Source organism: Bradyrhizobium sp. 187 (assembly GCF_023101005.1).
Classification (GTDB): domain Bacteria; phylum Pseudomonadota; class Alphaproteobacteria; order Rhizobiales; family Xanthobacteraceae; genus Bradyrhizobium; species Bradyrhizobium canariense_D.
The window spans coordinates 3,326,134-3,344,387 of record NZ_CP064693.1; the positions used below are offsets into that span (position 1 = coordinate 3,326,134).

The window sequence follows — 18,254 nt, forward strand, 5'->3', positions numbered from 1 at the left end:
ATGACTGCGCTTCGCATGCGTGCCCGCGATTTCCTGACCGACGAGCAACTTGCCGACGTGCGCCGGCGCGTGACCTGGAAAGGCGTCGCGCTGATCGCGCACGCCTGGGCGCTCATCATCGCGGCAATCGCCTTGGTCGCGTGGTGGCCCAATCCGATCACTTATGTGCTCGCCGTTGCCATCATCGGCTCGCGCCAGCTCGGGCTCGCGATCCTCATGCATGACGGCGCGCATGGCTGCCTGTCCCCCGACGAGAAGACCAATCTGACCCTAAGCCAGTGGTTCTGCGCCTATCCTCTGTTTGCGGAGACGCGCAGCTATCGGCGCTATCACCTTCAGCACCATGCGCGCACCCAGCAGGAGGACGATCCCGATCTCGTGCTATCGGCGCCGTTTCCGATCACGAAGCTGAGCTATCGCCGCAAGTTCATTCGCGACCTCACCGGGCAGACCGGCTACCAGCAGCGCAAGGCGCAATTGCTCAACGCGCTCGGGCCGAAGGACTGGCCATCGCGGCAGCGCGCGGCGCATTTGTGGGAGAAGCTTGGCCCGCAATGTCTGGTCAATGGCGCGATGTTCGCAGCGCTCACGGCGGCCGGCGTGTGGTGGGCCTATCCGCTGCTATGGCTGGTGCCGCTCCTGACCTGGATGATGGTCATCACCCGCATCCGCAACATCGCAGAGCACGCGGTCGTACCTGACAGCAGCGATCCCCTGCGCAATACCCGCACCACCTATGCCAATTTCCTCGAGCGCTTGTTCATCGCGCCGTACTACGTGAACTACCACCTCGAACATCATCTCTTGTTCTACGTGCCCTGCTACAATCTGCCGAAGGTGCACCGCTTGCTGAGTGAGAGCCGGCATGCGGGCCGGATGGAGGTGCAACCGAGTTACGCCGCCGTGCTGCGGCTTGCGACCGCGAAGCCGAACCGCGATGACCGGCCGGGGCAATTGGTCAACAGCGCGCGCCGCGCGCAGGCGGGGTCCGAGGTCGATGCCAACCAGACGGCTGGCGGATTCTAGGAACCCGTCACTCCGGTTGAAGGCTGCCAGTCGAAGGCTGATCGAAGTTCCCATCTTGGCTTGACATTCCGGCCCCGGACAGTGTCTACGGCCCCCTTTGGAGCTTGATCCGGAACCATGGCCTAAGGCCGCGCGTCATCGGCTGCCGGTTCTCGCAGAGATCACGCCCGACAAGCAGGGAGCGCCGATGACGGCAGCATTCACATTTCCGGGGCAGGGTTCCCAGGCGGTCGGCATGGGCAAGGCCCTGGCCGATGCCTTTCCGGTGGCGCGCGCCGTGTTCGACGAGGTCGATGCCGCGCTGGGGGAGAAGCTGACGGCGACCATCTGGGATGGTCCGGCTGAAACCCTCCAGCTCACCCAAAACGCCCAGCCGGCCCTGATGGCGGTGTCTATCGCCACCCTGCGGGTGCTGGAGGCCGAAGCCGGGTTTTCCGTGCGGCGGGATGCGGCCTTCGTCGCCGGCCACTCGCTCGGCGAATATTCGGCGCTGGCCGCGGCCGACAGCCTGACGATTTCCGACACGGCGCGGCTGCTTCGCATCCGCGGTCTCGCAATGCAAAAAGCTGTGCCGGTCGGCGTCGGTGCGATGGCCGCTCTGCTCGGCCTCGACTACGAGGCCGCCGTGGCGGTGGCGGAGGAGGCCGCTCAGGGAGAGGTCTGCCAAGCCGCCAACGACAATGGCGGCGGGCAAGTGGTCGTCTCCGGCGACAAGGCTGCGGTCGATCGCGCCGTCGAGATCGCCAAAACCAAGGGCGCTAAGCGAGCAATGCTGCTGCCGGTGTCCGCACCGTTCCATTGCAAACTGATGCAGCCGGCTGCCGACGCAATGGCGGAGGCGCTGGCCGGGGTCACGATCAAGGCGCCGGCCGCCCCGCTGGTGTCGAATGTGCTGGCGAGCGCGATCACCGATCCCGACGAGATCCGCCGGCGCCTGGTCGAGCAGGTCACCGGCACTGTGCGGTGGCGCGAGTCGGTTGCCTATATGGCGGGGCAGGGCGTCACCCGTTTCTTTGAGATCGGTGCCGGCAAGGTGCTGACGGGCCTGGTCAAGCGTATCGCAGACGGTGCCGTCGGCGTTGCGGTCGGCGGTCCCAACGACATTGCTGCTGCCAAAGATGCATTGGCTGCTGCCAAGCAGGCCTGAAGCGCGATAATTCGTCGTCGCGCGCGAGTTCTACAGTTGACGCACGACCCTTTCGGAAAACCGCTGCGCGCGTTTCCGGATCGTGCCTTGGAGGAGTTATCGATGTTCGATCTGACTGGCAAAAAGGCGCTCGTCACCGGCGCAACCGGCGGCATCGGCGGCGCGATCGCGCAGGCGCTGCACGCGCAGGGCGCCACCGTCGCGATATCGGGGACGCGCAAGGAAGTGCTGGATGAGCTTGCAGGCAAGCTCGGCGAGCGCACCCATGTGCTGCCCTGCAATCTCTCCAAAGTCGAGGAGGTCGAAGCGCTGGTGCCCGGTGCGGAGGCGGCGATGGGACAGGTCGACATCCTCGTCGCCAATGCCGGCATCACGCGCGACAATCTCTTCGTGCAGCTCCGTGACGAAGACTGGGAGGAGGTCATCAACATCAATTTGACCTCGACCTTCCGGCTTGCCCGCGCCGCAACCAAATTGATGATGCGCAAGCGCTTCGGCCGCATCATCGCCATCACTTCGGTGGTCGGCGTCACCGGCAACCCGGGGCAGGGCAATTATACTGCGTCGAAGGCAGGCCTGATCGGGATGATCAAGACGCTGGGTGCCGAATACGCCAAGCGCGGCGTCACCGCGAACTGCATCGCTCCCGGCTTCATCAAGACCCCGATGACCGATGCGCTCAACGACAAGCAGCGCGAAACGATTCTGACCAAGGTTCCGGCCAATCGCCTGGGGACGCCAGAGGACATCGCGGCGGCCGCCGTCTACCTGAGTTCGAACGAAGCGGCCTATGTCACCGGCCAAACCATCCACGTCAACGGCGGCATGGCCATGATCTGACGCCTCATGCCGCACCGCCCCTTGGGCAGCCGAATGCGGCAAACGGCCGTTTCCGGAGCGAAATGAGGCTTGTAGTCAACGCAATTGAAGTATGATAACCGGACCTTCAACGGATGGGCAAAGAACGCCATTGCAGGTTTTTGAAACCCTGTATATTGGCGATGCGGAGCCTTGGCCGTCATTCGCCGGGCCTGCATCGGTTAGGATGGGGCCAGATCAAAGTTCGTAAGCGAAGGCAGTCAACGACCACGACGGCTCGTATCGTCCCGGGGGGTCGGGTCTACAGGGAACAACACGAGGTTATGCAATGAGTGAGATTGGCGAGCGGGTTAAGAAGATCGTGGTCGAACACCTTGGTGTTGAACCCGAGAAGGTTGTCGACGCTGCGAGCTTCATCGACGACCTCGGCGCCGACAGTCTGGACACCGTCGAGCTGGTGATGGCGTTCGAAGAGGAATTCGGTTGCGAGATTCCGGACGATGCCGCGGAAACGATTCTCACCGTCGGCGACGCCACCAAGTTTCTCGAGAAGAACGCGAAGAGCTAACGCTCTTCATTTTCGCGGGGACAACATTGAAACCGGACGGACCGCCCAACAGCGGTCAGCCGGTTTCTTGTTATTGGCCGTGAATCTTTCGATGCGGAGTTTTCGGACATGAGGCGGGTTGTCGTTACGGGTCTTGGCATGGTTTCGCCACTCGGCTGCGGAGTCGAGCCGACCTGGAAGCGCATCCTCGACGGCGAAAGCGGCGCACGCAAAATCGAGAGCTTCGATGTCTCCGATCTTCAGACCAAGATCGGCTGCACGGTCGTGCGCGGCGACGGCACCAACGACACTTTCAATCCCGACATCTGGATGGAGCCGAAGGACCAGCGCAAGGTCGACGACTTCATCATCTTCGGCATGGCCGCAGCCGGCCAGGCGCTCGACGATGCCAACTGGCATCCCGAGACCGAAGAGGATAAATGCGCCACCGGCACCATGATTGGATCCGGCATCGGCGGCCTCAACGGTATCGCCGAGACTGCGGTCCTGCTGAAGGAACGCGGGCCGCGCCGGGTCTCGCCGTTCTTCATTCCGGGCCGCCTGATCAATCTCGCCTCCGGTTATGTCTCGATCAAGCATGGGCTGAAGGGGCCGAACCATTCGGTGGTCACGGCCTGCTCGACCGGCGCTCACGCGGTCGGCGATGCCGCCCGCCTGATCGCGCTCGGCGATGCCGACGTCATGGTTGCGGGCGGCGCGGAATCGCCGATCGGCCGCATCGGCATTGCCGGCTTCAACGCCGCGCGTGCGCTCTCGACAGCCTTCAACGAAACGCCTGAGAAGGCCTCGCGTCCCTACGACAAGGACCGGGACGGCTTCGTGATGGGCGAGGGCGCCGGCGTTCTGGTCCTGGAAGAGCTCGAACACGCCGAGCGCCGCGGCGCGAAGATCTATGCCGAGGTGATCGGCTACGGTCTCTCGGGCGATGCCTACCACATCACCTCGCCGTCACCCGACGGCGACGGTGGCTTCCGCAGCATGGCGGCAGCGCTCAAGCGCGCCGGCCTCACCGCGTCCGATCTCGACTACATCAATGCGCACGGCACCTCGACACCGCTCGGTGACGAGATCGAGCTCGGTGCGGTCGAGCGTCTGCTCGGCAATGCCGCTTCCAAGGTCGCGATGTCCTCGACCAAATCGTCGACCGGTCACCTTCTGGGTGCGGCTGGCGCGATCGAGGCGATCTTCGCCATTCTCGCGATTCGCGATAATGTCGTGCCACCGACCATCAACTTGGACAATCCATCGGTCGAGACTGCGATCGATCTCGTGCCGCACAAGGCGAAGAAGCGCGAGGTCAACGTCGCGTTGTCGAATTCTTTCGGTTTTGGCGGTACCAACGCATCGGTGATCTTCCGGCGTCCGGTCCAATAGTTTGTGTTTGCGACGAATCCACCATTTTGCCGTATTCGGCGATAGTCATACAAGTGGGCGCGTGTACTTGGCCAGACAAGCGATTGTCGGGTCGCATTTGAACCGGCAGGATTCAGGTTGCTTCGATGAGTGAAAGGCCGCCCATTTCGCCCCGGAGCCCGCGGGCAGCGCTCGAGCCCGAGCAGGTCCCGCCGCCGCCGAAGCGATCGGACCGCGCGCGCAATCCGTTCGTGATCGTCGGCAACGCCATCATCACCCTGCTGCTGATTGCAATGATCGGTGCGGGCGGCGTGTACTATTACGGCCGGCAGGTGCTCGAGGCGCCGGGACCGCTGAAGGAAGACAAGATCGTCAACATCCCGCAGCGCGCCGGCAAGCGCGACATCGCCGAGACGCTGAACCGGGAAGGCGTGACCGACGTCAATCCGTGGGCGTTCATTGCCAGCGTCGCTGCGTTGAAGGCGAGCTCGGACCTCAAGCCCGGTGAATACTCGTTCCAGAAGAACGCGTCCTTGCGCGACGTCATTGCCACAATCGTCGAGGGCAAGGTGGTGCAGCATGCCGTGACGATTCCGGAGGGCCTCACCTCCGAGCAGATCGTGGCGCGCCTGTCCGACAACGACATCTTCACCGGCAGCGTGCGTGAGCTGCCGCGCGAAGGCACGCTGCTGCCCGAGACCTACAAGTTCCCGCGCGGCACCCCGCGCGATCAGGTGATCCAGCGCATGCAGCAGGCGCACAAGCGCGTGCTGACCGAGATCTGGGAGCGCCGCAATCAGGACATTCCGGTCAAGAGTCCGGAGCAACTGGTGACGCTGGCCTCGATCGTCGAGAAAGAGACCGGCAAGCCTGACGAGCGCAGCCGTGTCGCCGCGGTGTTCGTCAATCGCCTGAAGCAGAGGATCAAGCTGCAGTCCGATCCCACGATCATCTATGGCCTCGTCGGGGGCAAGGGCACGCTCGGCCGTCCGATCAAGCGCAGCGAGATCACGCAGCCTTCGCCCTACAACACCTATGTCATCGAGGGCCTGCCGCCGGGCCCGATCTCCAACCCCGGCCGCGCCTCGCTCGAGGCTGCCGCCAACCCGGCCCGTACCCGCGACCTCTATTTCGTCGCGGATGGTACCGGCGGGCATTCCTTTACCGAGACCTACGACGCGCACCAGAAGAACGTCGCCAAGCTGCGCGCCATGGAAAAGCAGATCCAGAACGACACGGTCGAGCCGGCCGAGGACGCGCAGCCGCCGGCCGCCGCCGCGCCCGGCGCCGCCGATACGCCGACGGCGACGACGCCGGCACGCCCCAACCAGCAGAAGAAGCCGCCGGCCGCTCGCCCCCCGGGTCCGCCGCCGGCCCGACAAGGCGCGGTGCAGGCCTCGCCCCCGGTGGTGCAGCGCTAGGCCTGCGCGTAGACCTGCCCCGCGGGACTTTGCGGATTACATTTTCCTGCAAAATAGTCTTAAGATTCGCGTGGCTTGATGGCCGCGCGAATCCCGTGCTTCTGGAGAAATTGACCTGATGGCGTTGTCGTCCATGACCGGCTTTGCCCGAAGCCACGGCGCGAGTGGGCCGTATACGTTCGAATGGGAATTGAAGTCGGTCAATGCCAAGGGCTTTGACTTGCGGGTGCGGCTGCCGCAGGGGTTCGACGAGCTGGAGGCTCATGCCAAGAAGCGCGCCGCCGAGCTGCTCTCACGAGGCACCGTCTACGCCAATCTGACCGTCAAGCGGGCCAATGCAGCCACCAGCGTCCGCGTCAACGAGGACGTGCTCAACGCCGTCCTCAAGGCCGCCGCCGTGATCGCCGGCAAGGTCGATGCGGTCGCGCCGAGCGTCGACGGGCTTTTGGCCATCAAGGGGGTCATTGAGGTCGCCGAGCCCGAGGGCGACGAGGAGGAGGACAAGGCCGCGCGCGCCGCCGCCGCGGATGCCTTCGACAAGGCGCTCGCCGAACTCGTCGAGATGCGCAAGCGTGAGGGGACCTCGCTCGGGCAGATCCTGATCCAGCGCGTCGACGAGGTCGAGCAGCTGGCGAAGAAGGCGGAGGCCGCGCCCGGTCGCAAGCCCGAGGCGGTCAAGGCCAGGCTCGCCGAGCAGATCGCGAGCCTCCTCGACACCTCCGACCGTTTTGATTCCGACCGCCTGATGCAGGAAGCGATCCTGATTGCGACCAGGGCCGACATCCGCGAGGAGCTCGATCGGATCGCCTCGCACATCGCGCAGGCGCGCGAGCTGATCGGCAAGGGCGGCCCGGTCGGGCGCAAGCTCGACTTCCTGGCGCAGGAGTTTCACCGCGAAGTCAACACCTGCTGCTCGAAGTCGAACGACATCGAGCTGACCAATACGGGGCTCGCCATGAAGAACGTGGTCGAGCAGTTCCGCGAGCAGGTCCAGAATCTGGAGTGATCGATGACGATTGGCGGTCACGGAACTGATGGTGTCGAGCGGCGCGGATTGATGTTCGTGCTGTCCTCGCCGTCGGGCGCGGGCAAGACGACGCTGTCGCGCATGTTGATCGACCGTATGCCCGGCCTTCGAATGTCGGTGTCGGCGACCACGCGGGCGATGCGGCCGGGCGAGGTCGACGGCAGGGATTATTCGTTCGTCGACAAGGCTACCTTCGGCGCGATGGTGAAAGCCGACCAGCTGCTGGAATGGGCGACCGTGTTCGACAACAGTTACGGCACGCCGCGTGCGCCGGTCGAGGCGGCGCTGTCAGCCGGGCAGGACGTGCTGTTCGACATCGACTGGCAGGGCACGCAGCAGCTCCGAGAGAAGGCGCGCGCCGACGTCGTCAGCGTGTTCATCCTGCCGCCCTCGGCTGCCGATCTCGAGAAGCGGCTGCATTCGCGCGCGCAGGATTCCGACGAGGTGATCCGCAAGCGCATGAGCCGCGCCAGCCACGAGATGAGCCACTGGGCCGAGTACGACTACATCGTCATCAACCACGACGTTGACGAGGCCTTCGCCGAGGTGCAGTCGATCCTGAAGGCCGAACGCCTCAAGCGCGAGCGGCAGACCGGCCTCGTGGGCTTCGTGCGAGGTCTGCAAGGTCAACTTCAAGGCTAGTAGGCTGCGTCAGCCGCGGCCCGTCCTTCGCCAACCGTTCCAGCATCGTCGTGATCACGTCGATGTCGATGGCGTTCTCGACTCCCGCGTCGTCATGGCCGGCCGGCTCTCCGTCATTCACGTCGTTGGCCGCGAGCTGCGGTGCGGCCTCGATCTGGAATTCTCCGTTGAAGATATCGGCCTCGTCGAGCTCTGCGGCCTCGACGTGGACTTGGTCTTGCGCTTGCGGGGCGAGCTCGTCGATCACATCGATCTCGCGATCGATCGCGGCGAGCTGCGCGGTCTTGAGCTGGGTTGACTGCGGACGCAGGGCATCGAAATCCACCGGGCGGGGCTGCCGAGCGTGCGGCGCGCCGGCGGGCGCAGCGTTGAGCCAGGGTGCACGGCCATCGTCGTGATCGTGCGGCTCAAAATTGTCCCAGTTGACGCGGCGCTGGTCGGCGGCCTGGACGCGCATGCGTCCACCGGCGAAGCGGTAGATGACGCTGGCGAGGATGCCGGCAAGCGCCAGCGCGCCGCCGATCACGAGCAGCAGCATCTGGAGCGAGCCGGTCTGCTTGTCGGCGGTGCTGTCTGCCGCGGCCAGAGCCATCGGAGCAGGGGACTTCGCCGGCTTCGCGGTCGGCTGCGCGGCGGCCGCGACAGGTGCAGGCGACGGCTGCTCTGTGGGCGCGGCGGACGCCGTGGAGGCGTCGGGCCAGCGCCCGGCGACGGCGGGCTGCTGTGCGTTGGCGTCAGCGGAGGGGTTCGCAGCTTGCTGCGTCGGCGCCGGTCCCGCCTGTGCAGGCGTCTTCACGGCGGCGATGCTCTGCGGCGTCAGATATTCGGCGCGCGCGTCCTCGACCGAGTGCTGCTGCGGCACGGCTGAATCCGCTGCAGGCGTATCGGGCGCAGTCTGTGCGGTTTGGGTGGCCTTGCCGCCTTCGGCGCGCAGATACCAGCACTGCCGCTTGGTCGCGCGCTCGAGGCGATAATGCCAATGCTGGCCCTGCGGCGCGGCGCCCTTTGGCGAGCCAAGGCAGTCGCTCGCGGCATTTGCCGTGCTCGGTGGCGTCGATGCATTCTGCGACACGGCGGCAAGTGGCGCGCCGGCAATGATGCTGCCTACGAGGGCAGATAAGAATTTTGCGGTGCGGTTGCCCATCCTGGTCTCCCGATTACGCATGACGCAACTCGTTACCTTCCCTTTGTCGTCAAAGACTTGGGTGGCAATGAGCCGCAAATCCGGAGAGGATGTGGCCTGAATCGGGCTTGCGCGGCGTTCGTTCCCCCGCGAAACCAGACTTTTTCGCTGCTATTGCTTGGTCGAAGTCCAGGTTCCGCCGCAGCCGTCCGAGCGGCGGAAGGAACCGGAGCCGCTGCGGGCAGCGAGGCGGCCCGAGCCGGTAAAGGTCACGCCATCGCCTTGACCGAACGTGCTGACCGCGCCGCTCGCGCTGACGGTACCCGTGACGCCTTGGCCTATGACCTTGCCCGAGGAGACCACGACCGCGCCGGACGTGGTGCCGCCGCAGCCGACGCTGACGACCATCCAGGCGCCGTCGAAACTCACGCCACCGCCTCCACCACCGCGTCGCGAGGAGCTGCGCGGCTCCTCGGCGGGCTTGCTGCGGCGCGCCGAGGGCGCCGGCTCGGCGGAACGATCCGACCGCGAGCCGGACAGCGATTTCTCGTCATTGCCGATCGAGCCGCCGGCGCTGCCGGACTGCGCAACGGCGGACGGTGGAGCGCCGACGGCGGACAGGAAGACGGTCAGGGCAATCGCAGGGATGATGGCGCGCATGAGTAAAAATCCAGAATGAAAAATCGTATCAGCGGCCGGAGCCGTCGGCACAGACGGAACCGATAATGCGGCAAGCTTTGCCAGCCTTGCCGCATTCGTCAAGCGCGGCATCTTTCGCGCGCTGCACGCTGTCGCGCTGGACCAGCGACCAGGATTTGTCGGAGATCGCGAACGCGCCGCAGCGGTTGCCATAGAAAGACAGCTCGATCGGACATTTGGCGCCGGCGCAATTGCCGCGCGCATCCGCCACCGCCGCGCGCCGCGAGGCGTGGTTCCAGGAGATGCCCCATTTGCTGCCGTCGGGGCCGTAGACGATCGAGCCCCATGGCTTCAGGTCCTCCATCTTGCGCATCCGCAACAGCAGGCCTTCGGTGGCTTCGCCCGTCGGCGCCATGGAAATCCGCTGCTGGAGTTTCGTGATCGCGCGGGTCAGTCCATCAGGGCTGTCAGGATCGAAATTGAGCTCGTAGAGCCGCTCGCTGAGTTCGCTCAGCAGGGCGGCATCGCGCAAGGGGACGCGGTCCGGATCGGCGCGCAGCCGATCCGCCGGCGGCGGATCGGGCTGCATCGCTGCGACCTGCGGCGGCGCGGTTTGCGTGGGGGCGACGAAATAGAAGGTGCCGTCGAGCGGCGAGGACGACACCCAGGGCTGCTGCGCGCCGGACGTGGCGCGCTTCACCGCGAGGCCGACCTGGTTGAAGGTCTGGAACACGTCGAGGCCCGCGGTCCGGACCGTCGCGGCCAAGGCCTTGGTGTAGGGGCTGTGGCCGTCGCTGCCGTCCTGGGCGACGTTGCCGGGTTGGGTTGCGTAGGAGATCAGCGTGCCCTCGGGCGCGCGCATCTGCGCGAGGCCGCCATCGGAGGCGCGCAGGCCGCGTGAGCCGAAGGGGTTGTTGCGGCAGGCGTCCAGGATCACGAGGTTGAGGCGCGTGCCCGATCCCTGCATCTGGCGCAGCACGAGGTTGACATCGGTCATCTGGAAGTCGACGTCGGCCTCGCGGGTCGGATTGGCGCCGACCGGCACGAGATAGTTGGCGCCCGAGACCTGCACGCCGTGGCCGGCATAATAGAACAGCGCGACGTCGGCGCCCTGCACCTGCCGGCCAAAGCTCTGCACCGCCAGATCCATCGCGCCCTTGTCAAGATCGAGCTGGGCGCGGCCTCCGACCAGCGTAAAGCCGAGCAGGCCAAGCGTGTCCGCCATCAGGCTCGCGTCCTTGGATGGATTGTCGAGCGGCGTGATGTTCTTGTAGGCGGAGTTGCCGACCACGAGCGCGATGCGCTTCTCGGCCGATGCCGGGTGCGTTGCGACGACGAGCAGGGCTGCGACCAGCATCGCCAGCCCCGGGACGCGATTGAAAATCCTCGCGCGCATCAAAATTCCCCAAACAATATCGCCATTCTACCAGCTCGAGGCGCGGGCGAAAAGCGGTGCGACAGTGTGTACAGCGTTGGCCGGTCGCGCCGGGGAGGGCGCACGCTTGCGCGTTCCCGCGGCAGATTCTGCCCGAACCTTGCTGCCGTTCATCGCCCAACTGGAGGCCAAAGGGCGCAGGGAAGGCCGGGCGCCGGCGGCACCCGTTGGTCCGTGCGCTACAGGAATGCACACGGGGTGGACCGATAGGGTGGCCGATCGCCCGGCCTTCCCTGCGCGGATGGTTTTAACGGTGTCCTTCGTGCTCTCCCCGGGGAGCGATGCACTATTGCCCCCGTCGCCTGGCCGATCGATGATGCGCGCGCCCGGTCGGGCCGCCACATCACCGCGAGGCTTGACGCACAGACCCCGGGCGTCAGGACCACACGACTTCTCCATCCGCGGACGGTCCGGCCGAAATCATCGAGGGCTTGCGTGTGCTCACCCCCGATGACCGACAAGCCCGCTCTCCAGCGCCGTGTCGTACGCGTCGCGCGAGGACTCACGGTTGCCCGCCCTGTCGTCACGCCGCCCGCGCCGTCGCTGCCGCGTCCACCGCCACCCGGCCCGCATGTCGTGACGGTCGCGAACGCCCCTTTGGCAGGGCCAGGATGACGGGCGTATGCCACAAATCCGAAATTCGGAAAAGCGAAATATTTTTGCGCGGAGGCCTTGACGGGGGTGTTTTGCCCGACGCGTCAGCGCCGGTGGCGAACGACCCAAATCGGGCTTGGAGCCACCTGAAACGCTTGTCATCCGCTGGCAAGAACAATGTCGAAATGCGCGATCAACGCATGCCTCTCAAGGCGTGATGGCGAATTTTGCAGAGTAACGATTAACCTTTCCGGATGCGGGGCCGCATTGAGCCAGCGGTCGGTCACGTTTTCTTCTTCGCCAGCGAAATACAACTGGGTCACCAGGCAATCGAACCGCCCCTCAACGGTGAGATGAATGTGCGGCGGCCTGACCTCGCCCTCTGCTGTCGGATAGCGGCCCGGTTTGACGGTACGAAAGCTGTAGTGCCCGGCCGCATCCGTTGTGAGACGCGCGAAGCCTTTGAAATTGGGATCGAGCGGCGCCGGATTGATATCACTCGGATGACGATATTTCCCCGCCGCGTTGGCTTGCCAGATGTCAATGCGTGCATGCGGCACCGGCGCTCCCGAACGCGTGAGCACGCGTCCGCTGAGATGGATGAGCTGGCCCAGCGCCTCAGCGGTGCTGCCGCTTGGACGCGCCAGATCGGTTGCCAGATCGGGGTGCTCCGAGACCGGGTAGAACGGGCCGACAATCTGCGGCGGCGTGATCGCCAATGCTGCTGCATCGCGGCCACTCGTCTGGGCTTTGGATGGGGTCTGGCTCATCAAGGCAGCTTGATATCCGCATCCTTGACGACCTTGGCCCAGTGGGCGATGTCACTCCGGATTCCCTCACCAAATTCTGCGGCGGTGCCACCCACGGCTACGGCTCCTATCTTGTCGAGGGAAGCACGGATCTTCGGCTCGAGAAGTACCTTGTTAATTGCCTTGTTGAGCTGCGACGTTACTTCCGCAGCCGTTCCACGCTTCGCTGCAAAGCCGATCCAATCGGCTGTCACCAGATCGGGAAAGCCTGCCTCGATCACAGTGGGAATGTCTCCCAGGGCAGCAATCCTGGTGGGGGCGGTGACGGCAAGCGCTCGCAACTTGCCGGTCGCAATGAGGTCAATAACCGGAAGCGTGGTGACAAACATGTATTGGACGTTGCCGCTGATCAGATCGGTGATTGCTTGGGAAAACTGCTGGTAGGGCACGTGGGTGGCGCGCACGCCCGCCTGCAATGCAAACATTTCGCCGATCAGGTGCGAGGGGGTGCCGAAGCCCGCGGAAGAGAAGTTGAGCTTCCCTGGCTTGCTCTTGAGCAACGCCACCAGACCGGCTAACGAGTCGACCGGCAAGGAAGGCGTTGTAACGAGCACGGTGTAGGATTTCGATATCTTGATCACCGGATCGAAATCCACATCCGCCCGTGTCTCCGCCTTCGGAAGCAGGGCCGGGGTGACCGTCATCGGAAGGCTCATGGTCAGCAGTGTATAGCCGTCCGCCGGACGACCGCTCACGTCGTTCATGGCAATGGTCTGCAGCGCACCGGGGCGATCTTCCACCACAAGTCGCCAGCCTTCATTGGCGGCGAGCTCGTCGGCGATCATGCGGCTGATGATGTCGGGCGGTGTCCCCGCGCCGGCAGGGACTACAACACGTATGAGATTGGACGGATAAGGTTGCGCGGCGACCTGGCCGGGCAGCAACAATCCCGCGAGGCTTCCGAACAGGAAGGTGCGACGGGGTACATGAATGTTCGACATGGCTGCTCCAAACCTTGGCGGTGGAGGGTAACGCGAATTGCAGCTTGTCCCGCGGATCTATATAAGAAAAGTTCTATTTCTCGATAGTTCTATTCCATTTCGGAAAGGGTCGCATGCTCGATGCATCCCAGATCAGCCGTCGGATCAAGCTGCGGCAACTGAACGTGTTTATCGCCGTCGTGGAATACGGGAGCATGGCGAAGGCGGCCGAGCACCTAGCCATTTCTCAGCCTGTCATATCCAAGATGATCGCAAGCCTGGAGCAAACGATCGGCCTTCCGCTTCTGGAGCGCAGCCGGCTCGGCGTTGAGCCCACGCTTTACGGCAAGGCCTTGCTCAAGCGCAGCATTGCTTTGTGCAACGATTTGCGGAGTGGCGTCGACGAGCTGCAATCGCTCGCTGATCCCGCGGTGGGTGAATTGCGCATTGGCAGCACCGAGCCCGTGATGGCCGGACTACTGCCGGCCATCATTGACCGGCTATCCCGGCAATATCCGAGGCTCGCGCTTCACATCATCGAGGGCGAACCGCCGGAGCTTCAGGATCGTCATCTGCGCAATCACGACATCGACCTCATGATAGGGCGCCTGCCGAGCCCGACACCCGCTGCCGATACCGACGTCGAAGTGCTGTTGCACGAAAGCGGTGTCGTTGTCGCAGGCTTGCACAGTCCGTGGGTGGGGCGGCGCAAGATCCGCCTCGACGAGCTGGTCAACGAGCGTTGGTGCCTGCCGCCGCGCGAAAGCTTTCCGGGCGGCTGGATTGCCAACGCATTTCACGCCTCCGGGCTGGAGGTGCCACGTGCCAGCGTAACCGTGTATTCGATCCTTATGCAGTCGGCGTTGCTCTCGTCGGAACGATTCCTGAGTTTCCTTCCGGCATCGATGTTGCACTTCAGCGCGAAGCGGCTGTCGATGAAGGTTTTACCGGTGGAAATGCCTATTCAGATGTGGCCGATCGGGATCATTGCGATGAAGGGCAGAACGCCAAACCCTGCTCAGCGGCTGCTCGTCGAGTGCGCCCGGGAGGTCGCAAAGCCGCTCGCAGGTAAGCGAAACGCGCGTCGTTCCGCTCCTGCGCGGCCATCGTCGGCTACCCCGGGGTAAGGCGGTGGCCGGGCGAGCGCAGCGAGCATTCCGGAGTGCTGCCGCGGAACGATTTCTGGAATGCTTGTCTTCGCCGGAAATGACGCCGAGGAGATGGCGGTCCAACCGGATCACCTCGGGAAACTTATGCTTCCGGCCGTCGTTTAATTGCGGCTGAGGAGACGCCATGCCGATCAAGGACCAGATCAAAAATCTCGCCAAGAAGTTCGTTGAGGATCACCCCGACGCGGCAACGCTGCGGGCGCTCGTGCGGGCTCGGAAGCCGACAGCCATCCGTTTCCAGGACGATGGCATCGTGCCGAATAACCCGCATTTTCCCGTCTTGCTCTATCGCGGCGCGGTGAACCTGAAGACCCGGCGTTTTGCTCCAGAGGTCATCATCGACACGCTGTTCGATCGTCACGGCTGGGGCCGCTCTTGGCGCGATACGGTTTATGACTTTGTCCACTATCATTCGCAGATCCACGAAGTGATGGGCGTGGCACGCGGCACGGCCAGGATCGAGTGCGGCGGGATCAAGGGGCGAATCCTGAGCGTGAAGGCCGGAGATGTTCTGGTCCTTCCCGCAGGGACCGGACACCGACTGATCGAGTCCAGCCGGGACTTCCTGGTCGTCGGAGCGTATCCGCAGGAGGGGACGTATGACGAGTGCACCGACACGCGAGAGCGTCCTGACGCCAGCAAACGCGTCGCCAAGGTCCGCAAGCCGAAGACCGATCCCGTGCTGGGTGCCGGCGGCCCGTTGCTCAAATCATGGCGGATAAAGCCATCGCGATCGTGAGGCGGGGGATCGCTTTTGCTGTGCCGGTTCGAATGTCGTTCGTTGGGACGCCGCCCGTCTTTGTCAGGTCAGATAATCCGGCGTGAAATCCGCGAGCGCGCGGAGCTCGTCGGGTTGCAACAGCTCGATCTCGCTTCCCTCCCAGGCAATCAATCGGCGCCCTCTCAGCTCCTGGATGGTGCGATTGACGTGGACGATCGACAGTCCGCAGGCATCGGCGACGTGCCGCTGCGTCATCGGCATCTGGAAGCGGCCGTTCTTGACGAGGCCCACGACCTCCAGCCTTGCGGCGAGCTCGCAGATCAGATGGGCCACCTTCGGCAGTGCCGCCTGTGCGCCGAGGCGCGCGATCCATTGTCGCGAGATCGCCGCATCGATCAGCGTCTCGCGCCAGAACGCGCGGGTCAGGTGAATGGAGCCGTCGAGCAGCTGCTTGAGTTGGCTGTGTGCGACGTAGCCGACGAGGGAAGGGCCAAGACCGACGAGGTCCGCATCCATCGGCGAGACCAGCAGCGTGTGGAGGCACGGCATGTCGCCGGGAACGTGGAAGGCGAGGATCTGGCTGCGATCGCCGACGATGCGCGCCTGATAGAGGAAGCCGCTGACGACGAAAACGCAGCGAGAGGTATCTTCACCCTGGCGCAGCAGGGTCTCGCCGTCGGAGACCTGGCGCAGCGTGGACGGCAGAGCCGCGATCTGGCGGCGTTCGTCGTCGGAGAGGCCTTCAATCGCCTGGAGATGTGCGATGAACTTGGGGTGCGGCATGGAGAGGAGGAGGTGTTTCAGTCGTCACCCGGCATCGCCGGCTCGAGCAGGCATCGTGAGAGTTTCGCGATGGTCCAATCGGACACGGGAACCGCCTGGAACTCGCGGATGGCGCGCGCAAGCTCCTGATCCGACATCGGCCGCGCCGGCTCCTTCAGCGTGCCTCGCTGGAAGGCAGCGCTGATACTGTCCAGGTGCTCGCCCGACTCCGATGCGAACAGGTGGCGAATGCGCTTCAGGATCGTCGTAGAGCTCATGCGAATGGCGAGCGCAGTCAGCGATCGAGGGACGGTGGGCTGCGACCAAGTAATGTCGCAGACCGGTAGCAACCTGTGCTTCCGACCCGCGTTCTAGTCCGCTGGATACGGGCCAGATGTATCATTTGATCGAACCGGCAGGATTTTTGGCGGGACCTATGGAAAAAGCGCATGACGTGCTGATCCGGAACTTGGGCGAGCACACCGCACTCGCCCAGGAGGATGTCGCCGAAATTCGCGGGCTGACCTTTGTGCAGCGCGAGTTCGCGCCGAACGAGGATTTCATCCGTCAGGGCGACGAACCCGAGCATTCGGCGCTGGTCGTCTCCGGCATGATCGCGCGCTACCATTTGCTCGACAGCGGCCGGCGGCAATACCTCGCGTTCCATCTGTCCGGCGACCTGCCGGACTCCCAGGGCTTGTTCATCGACCAGATGGACCATGGCCTCTGCGCCCTCGGGCCTGCCTCGGTGGCCTTCATCCCGCATCGCGAATTGTTCATTGCCTTCCGGCGACGGCCGACCTTCGCACTGTCGGTTTGGCGCGAGACCCTGCTCGATGCCGCGATCTTTCGCGAGGCCATCACCAACAACAGCGCCCGGCCGATGCACGCGCGCATGGCACACCTGTTCTGCGAGCTGTTCTACCGCGCCCGCGCAGCGCAGCTCGTCCGCGGCAATCGCTGCCGCCTGCCGCTCAGCCTGGCGCAGCTCGGCGAGACCTTGGGTATGGCGATCGCGACGGTGAACCGGACGCTCGCCGACCTCAGGCGGAGCGGGACCATGGACATGCACGACGGCGAGCTCATCGTCATGAAATGGCGCGAATTGCAGCGGCTCGGAGGCTTCAGTCCGACCTATCTGCACTTGAAGCGCCAATCGCCGCCGCATGCGTGAGACCTAAAGCTAACCGTCCGCGGCCGTGCGTCCCATCACCTCGTCAAAGTGCTTCTTCACCCAGTCGTTGCAGGAGCAGGCTCTGGCTTCGAGCGCCGGCGCATCTAGGATCAGGATGGCGCCGCGGCGTGTCGCGAGGATCCGCCTGGCCTTGAACATCTGGATGACGCGGCTGGCATAGCTGCGGGACACGCCGAGCATGCCGGCCAGCTGCTCATGGGTGAGGGGGATCTCGGGGCCGCCGACGTGCTCCTGCGCGGAGATGATCCACTTGGCGGCGCGCTGCTCGATCGAATGCGCGGCATTGCAGGCCGCGGTCTGGAGCAGCTGCGCGAACTGGCAGTCGGCGTAGCGAGAGAAGATTTGCAGAAGCGTGGCCGACCTCTGCTGGGCCTGCTCGAGCACGCGCGGCGGCAGCCGCAGCAGGGTGCCGCCCAGCTTCACGACGATGCGCGAATAGGCCAGCGAGGCGCTGCGGCCGGCGGCAATGCCCACCGCGCCCTCGCGCCCGACCAGCAGGCTTTCGACCTCGCGATCGTCCTCGACCGGCACGGCGAACGACACGAGCGTGGAGCGGCAGGGAAAATGGACCGCCGCCACCTCGTCGCCGGCATGATAAAGGATGTGGCCCGCCTCGAGTTCGACCGGCTGGAGGTGCGGCGCGAGCAGTTCGAAATCCGGGCGGCTGAGCTGCTGGAGAAGATCGTTCTGGGGCCGACCGGTCACATGTCTTGCTCTGGCCGGGAATCGGCACCGGCCAGAACCCTACGTTTCCGTGACGGAGCCGACGGTTCCAAAGTGCACACAAGGCGTTTTTCAGCCGTTGAAAAATGGCCTCCGGCTTGCGGAATTCCAGAAAGTTTTGGCGAGGCATGGGACGAGGCAATGGCGCAGCCGAACCCAGC

At 64.6% G+C, this 18,254-nt stretch carries 19 protein-coding genes; 11 read left to right on the top strand and 8 right to left on the bottom strand.

The genetic code is table 11. The annotated features are described in order from the left end of the window. The 8 genes from IVB19_RS15760 (at position 1) to gmk (ending at position 8,003) form a co-directional block, all read left to right on the top strand. A complete protein-coding gene (locus IVB19_RS15760; protein WP_018459119.1) occupies positions 1 to 1,026 on the top strand; it encodes a fatty acid desaturase family protein in 1,026 nt (341 codons plus the stop codon). Positions 1,027 to 1,213: 187 nt separating this feature from the next. Then, positions 1,214 to 2,173 (top strand): ACP S-malonyltransferase, encoded by a 960-nt coding sequence (gene fabD / locus IVB19_RS15765; protein ID WP_026233738.1) that lies wholly within the window; start codon positions 1,214 to 1,216, stop codon positions 2,171 to 2,173. Positions 2,174 to 2,275: 102 nt separating this feature from the next. Further along, complete coding sequence (gene fabG / locus IVB19_RS15770; RefSeq protein WP_026233737.1) at positions 2,276 to 3,013, top strand: 3-oxoacyl-[acyl-carrier-protein] reductase; 738 nt, start codon at positions 2,276 to 2,278, stop codon at positions 3,011 to 3,013. Between the two features lie 307 nt (positions 3,014 to 3,320). Continuing rightward, positions 3,321 to 3,560 (top strand): acyl carrier protein, encoded by a 240-nt coding sequence (locus tag IVB19_RS15775; protein ID WP_006020277.1) that lies wholly within the window; start codon positions 3,321 to 3,323, stop codon positions 3,558 to 3,560. A gap of 108 nt (positions 3,561 to 3,668) precedes the next feature. Further along, entirely contained in the window at positions 3,669 to 4,934 is a 1,266-nt protein-coding gene (fabF, locus tag IVB19_RS15780) for a beta-ketoacyl-ACP synthase II (protein ID WP_026233736.1), read from the top strand. A 125-nt stretch (positions 4,935 to 5,059) separates the two neighbouring features. Next, positions 5,060 to 6,334: an endolytic transglycosylase MltG gene (mltG, locus tag IVB19_RS15785; protein WP_018459115.1), complete on the top strand. Its 1,275-nt coding sequence runs from the start codon at positions 5,060 to 5,062 to the stop codon at positions 6,332 to 6,334. Positions 6,335 to 6,452: 118 nt separating this feature from the next. After that, on the top strand, positions 6,453 to 7,340 hold the full coding sequence (locus tag IVB19_RS15790; RefSeq protein WP_018459114.1) for a YicC/YloC family endoribonuclease: 888 nt from the start codon (positions 6,453 to 6,455) through the stop codon (positions 7,338 to 7,340). A 3-nt stretch (positions 7,341 to 7,343) separates the two neighbouring features. Beyond that, a complete protein-coding gene (gmk, locus tag IVB19_RS15795) occupies positions 7,344 to 8,003 on the top strand; it encodes a guanylate kinase (RefSeq protein WP_018459113.1) in 660 nt (219 codons plus the stop codon). On the opposite strand, the gene IVB19_RS15800 is transcribed toward gmk, so the two are convergent. From IVB19_RS15800 to IVB19_RS15820, 5 genes are all read right to left on the bottom strand, one after another. Further along, positions 7,936 to 9,147, bottom strand: coding sequence for a hypothetical protein (locus tag IVB19_RS15800; RefSeq protein WP_247821572.1), 1,212 nt, complete (start codon positions 9,145 to 9,147; stop codon positions 7,936 to 7,938). The two genes, gmk and IVB19_RS15800, sit on opposite strands and share 68 nt — an antisense overlap. Positions 9,148 to 9,297: 150 nt before the next feature. Beyond that, positions 9,298 to 9,786, bottom strand: a complete 489-nt coding sequence (locus IVB19_RS15805) for a hypothetical protein (RefSeq protein ID WP_018459111.1) — start codon at positions 9,784 to 9,786, stop codon at positions 9,298 to 9,300. Positions 9,787 to 9,814: 28 nt separating this feature from the next. Beyond that, on the bottom strand, positions 9,815 to 11,161 hold the full coding sequence (locus IVB19_RS15810) for a caspase family protein (RefSeq protein ID WP_247297476.1): 1,347 nt from the start codon (positions 11,159 to 11,161) through the stop codon (positions 9,815 to 9,817). Positions 11,162 to 11,952: 791 nt separating this feature from the next. Next, on the bottom strand, positions 11,953 to 12,564 hold the full coding sequence (locus IVB19_RS15815; protein WP_026233735.1) for a dioxygenase family protein: 612 nt from the start codon (positions 12,562 to 12,564) through the stop codon (positions 11,953 to 11,955). Next, entirely contained in the window at positions 12,564 to 13,544 is a 981-nt protein-coding gene (locus IVB19_RS15820; protein WP_018459108.1) for a Bug family tripartite tricarboxylate transporter substrate binding protein, read from the bottom strand. The genes IVB19_RS15815 and IVB19_RS15820 overlap by 1 nt, the downstream gene beginning before the upstream one ends. Before the next feature lie 113 nt (positions 13,545 to 13,657). Between IVB19_RS15820 and IVB19_RS15825 the strand changes: the two genes are divergently transcribed. Both IVB19_RS15825 and IVB19_RS15830 read left to right on the top strand, forming a co-directional pair. Further along, positions 13,658 to 14,650, top strand: coding sequence for a LysR family transcriptional regulator (locus tag IVB19_RS15825; RefSeq protein WP_018459107.1), 993 nt, complete (start codon positions 13,658 to 13,660; stop codon positions 14,648 to 14,650). Between the two features lie 166 nt (positions 14,651 to 14,816). Further along, positions 14,817 to 15,431: a hypothetical protein gene (locus IVB19_RS15830; protein WP_018459106.1), complete on the top strand. Its 615-nt coding sequence runs from the start codon at positions 14,817 to 14,819 to the stop codon at positions 15,429 to 15,431. Between the two features lie 63 nt (positions 15,432 to 15,494). Here the strand turns inward: IVB19_RS15830 and IVB19_RS15835 are convergent, their stop codons facing one another. Next, entirely contained in the window at positions 15,495 to 16,196 is a 702-nt protein-coding gene (locus IVB19_RS15835) for a Crp/Fnr family transcriptional regulator (protein WP_018459105.1), read from the bottom strand. Between the two features lie 17 nt (positions 16,197 to 16,213). Next, positions 16,214 to 16,453, bottom strand: coding sequence for a hypothetical protein (locus tag IVB19_RS15840; protein ID WP_018459104.1), 240 nt, complete (start codon positions 16,451 to 16,453; stop codon positions 16,214 to 16,216). A gap of 158 nt (positions 16,454 to 16,611) precedes the next feature. Here IVB19_RS15840 and IVB19_RS15845 point away from each other — a divergent pair, with 158 nt between their 5' ends. Further along, a complete protein-coding gene (locus IVB19_RS15845; RefSeq protein ID WP_018459103.1) occupies positions 16,612 to 17,349 on the top strand; it encodes a Crp/Fnr family transcriptional regulator in 738 nt (245 codons plus the stop codon). Between the two features lie 9 nt (positions 17,350 to 17,358). On the opposite strand, the gene IVB19_RS15850 is transcribed toward IVB19_RS15845, so the two are convergent. After that, positions 17,359 to 18,075, bottom strand: coding sequence for a Crp/Fnr family transcriptional regulator (locus IVB19_RS15850; RefSeq protein WP_018459102.1), 717 nt, complete (start codon positions 18,073 to 18,075; stop codon positions 17,359 to 17,361). Positions 18,076 to 18,254: the final 179 nt, after the last annotated feature.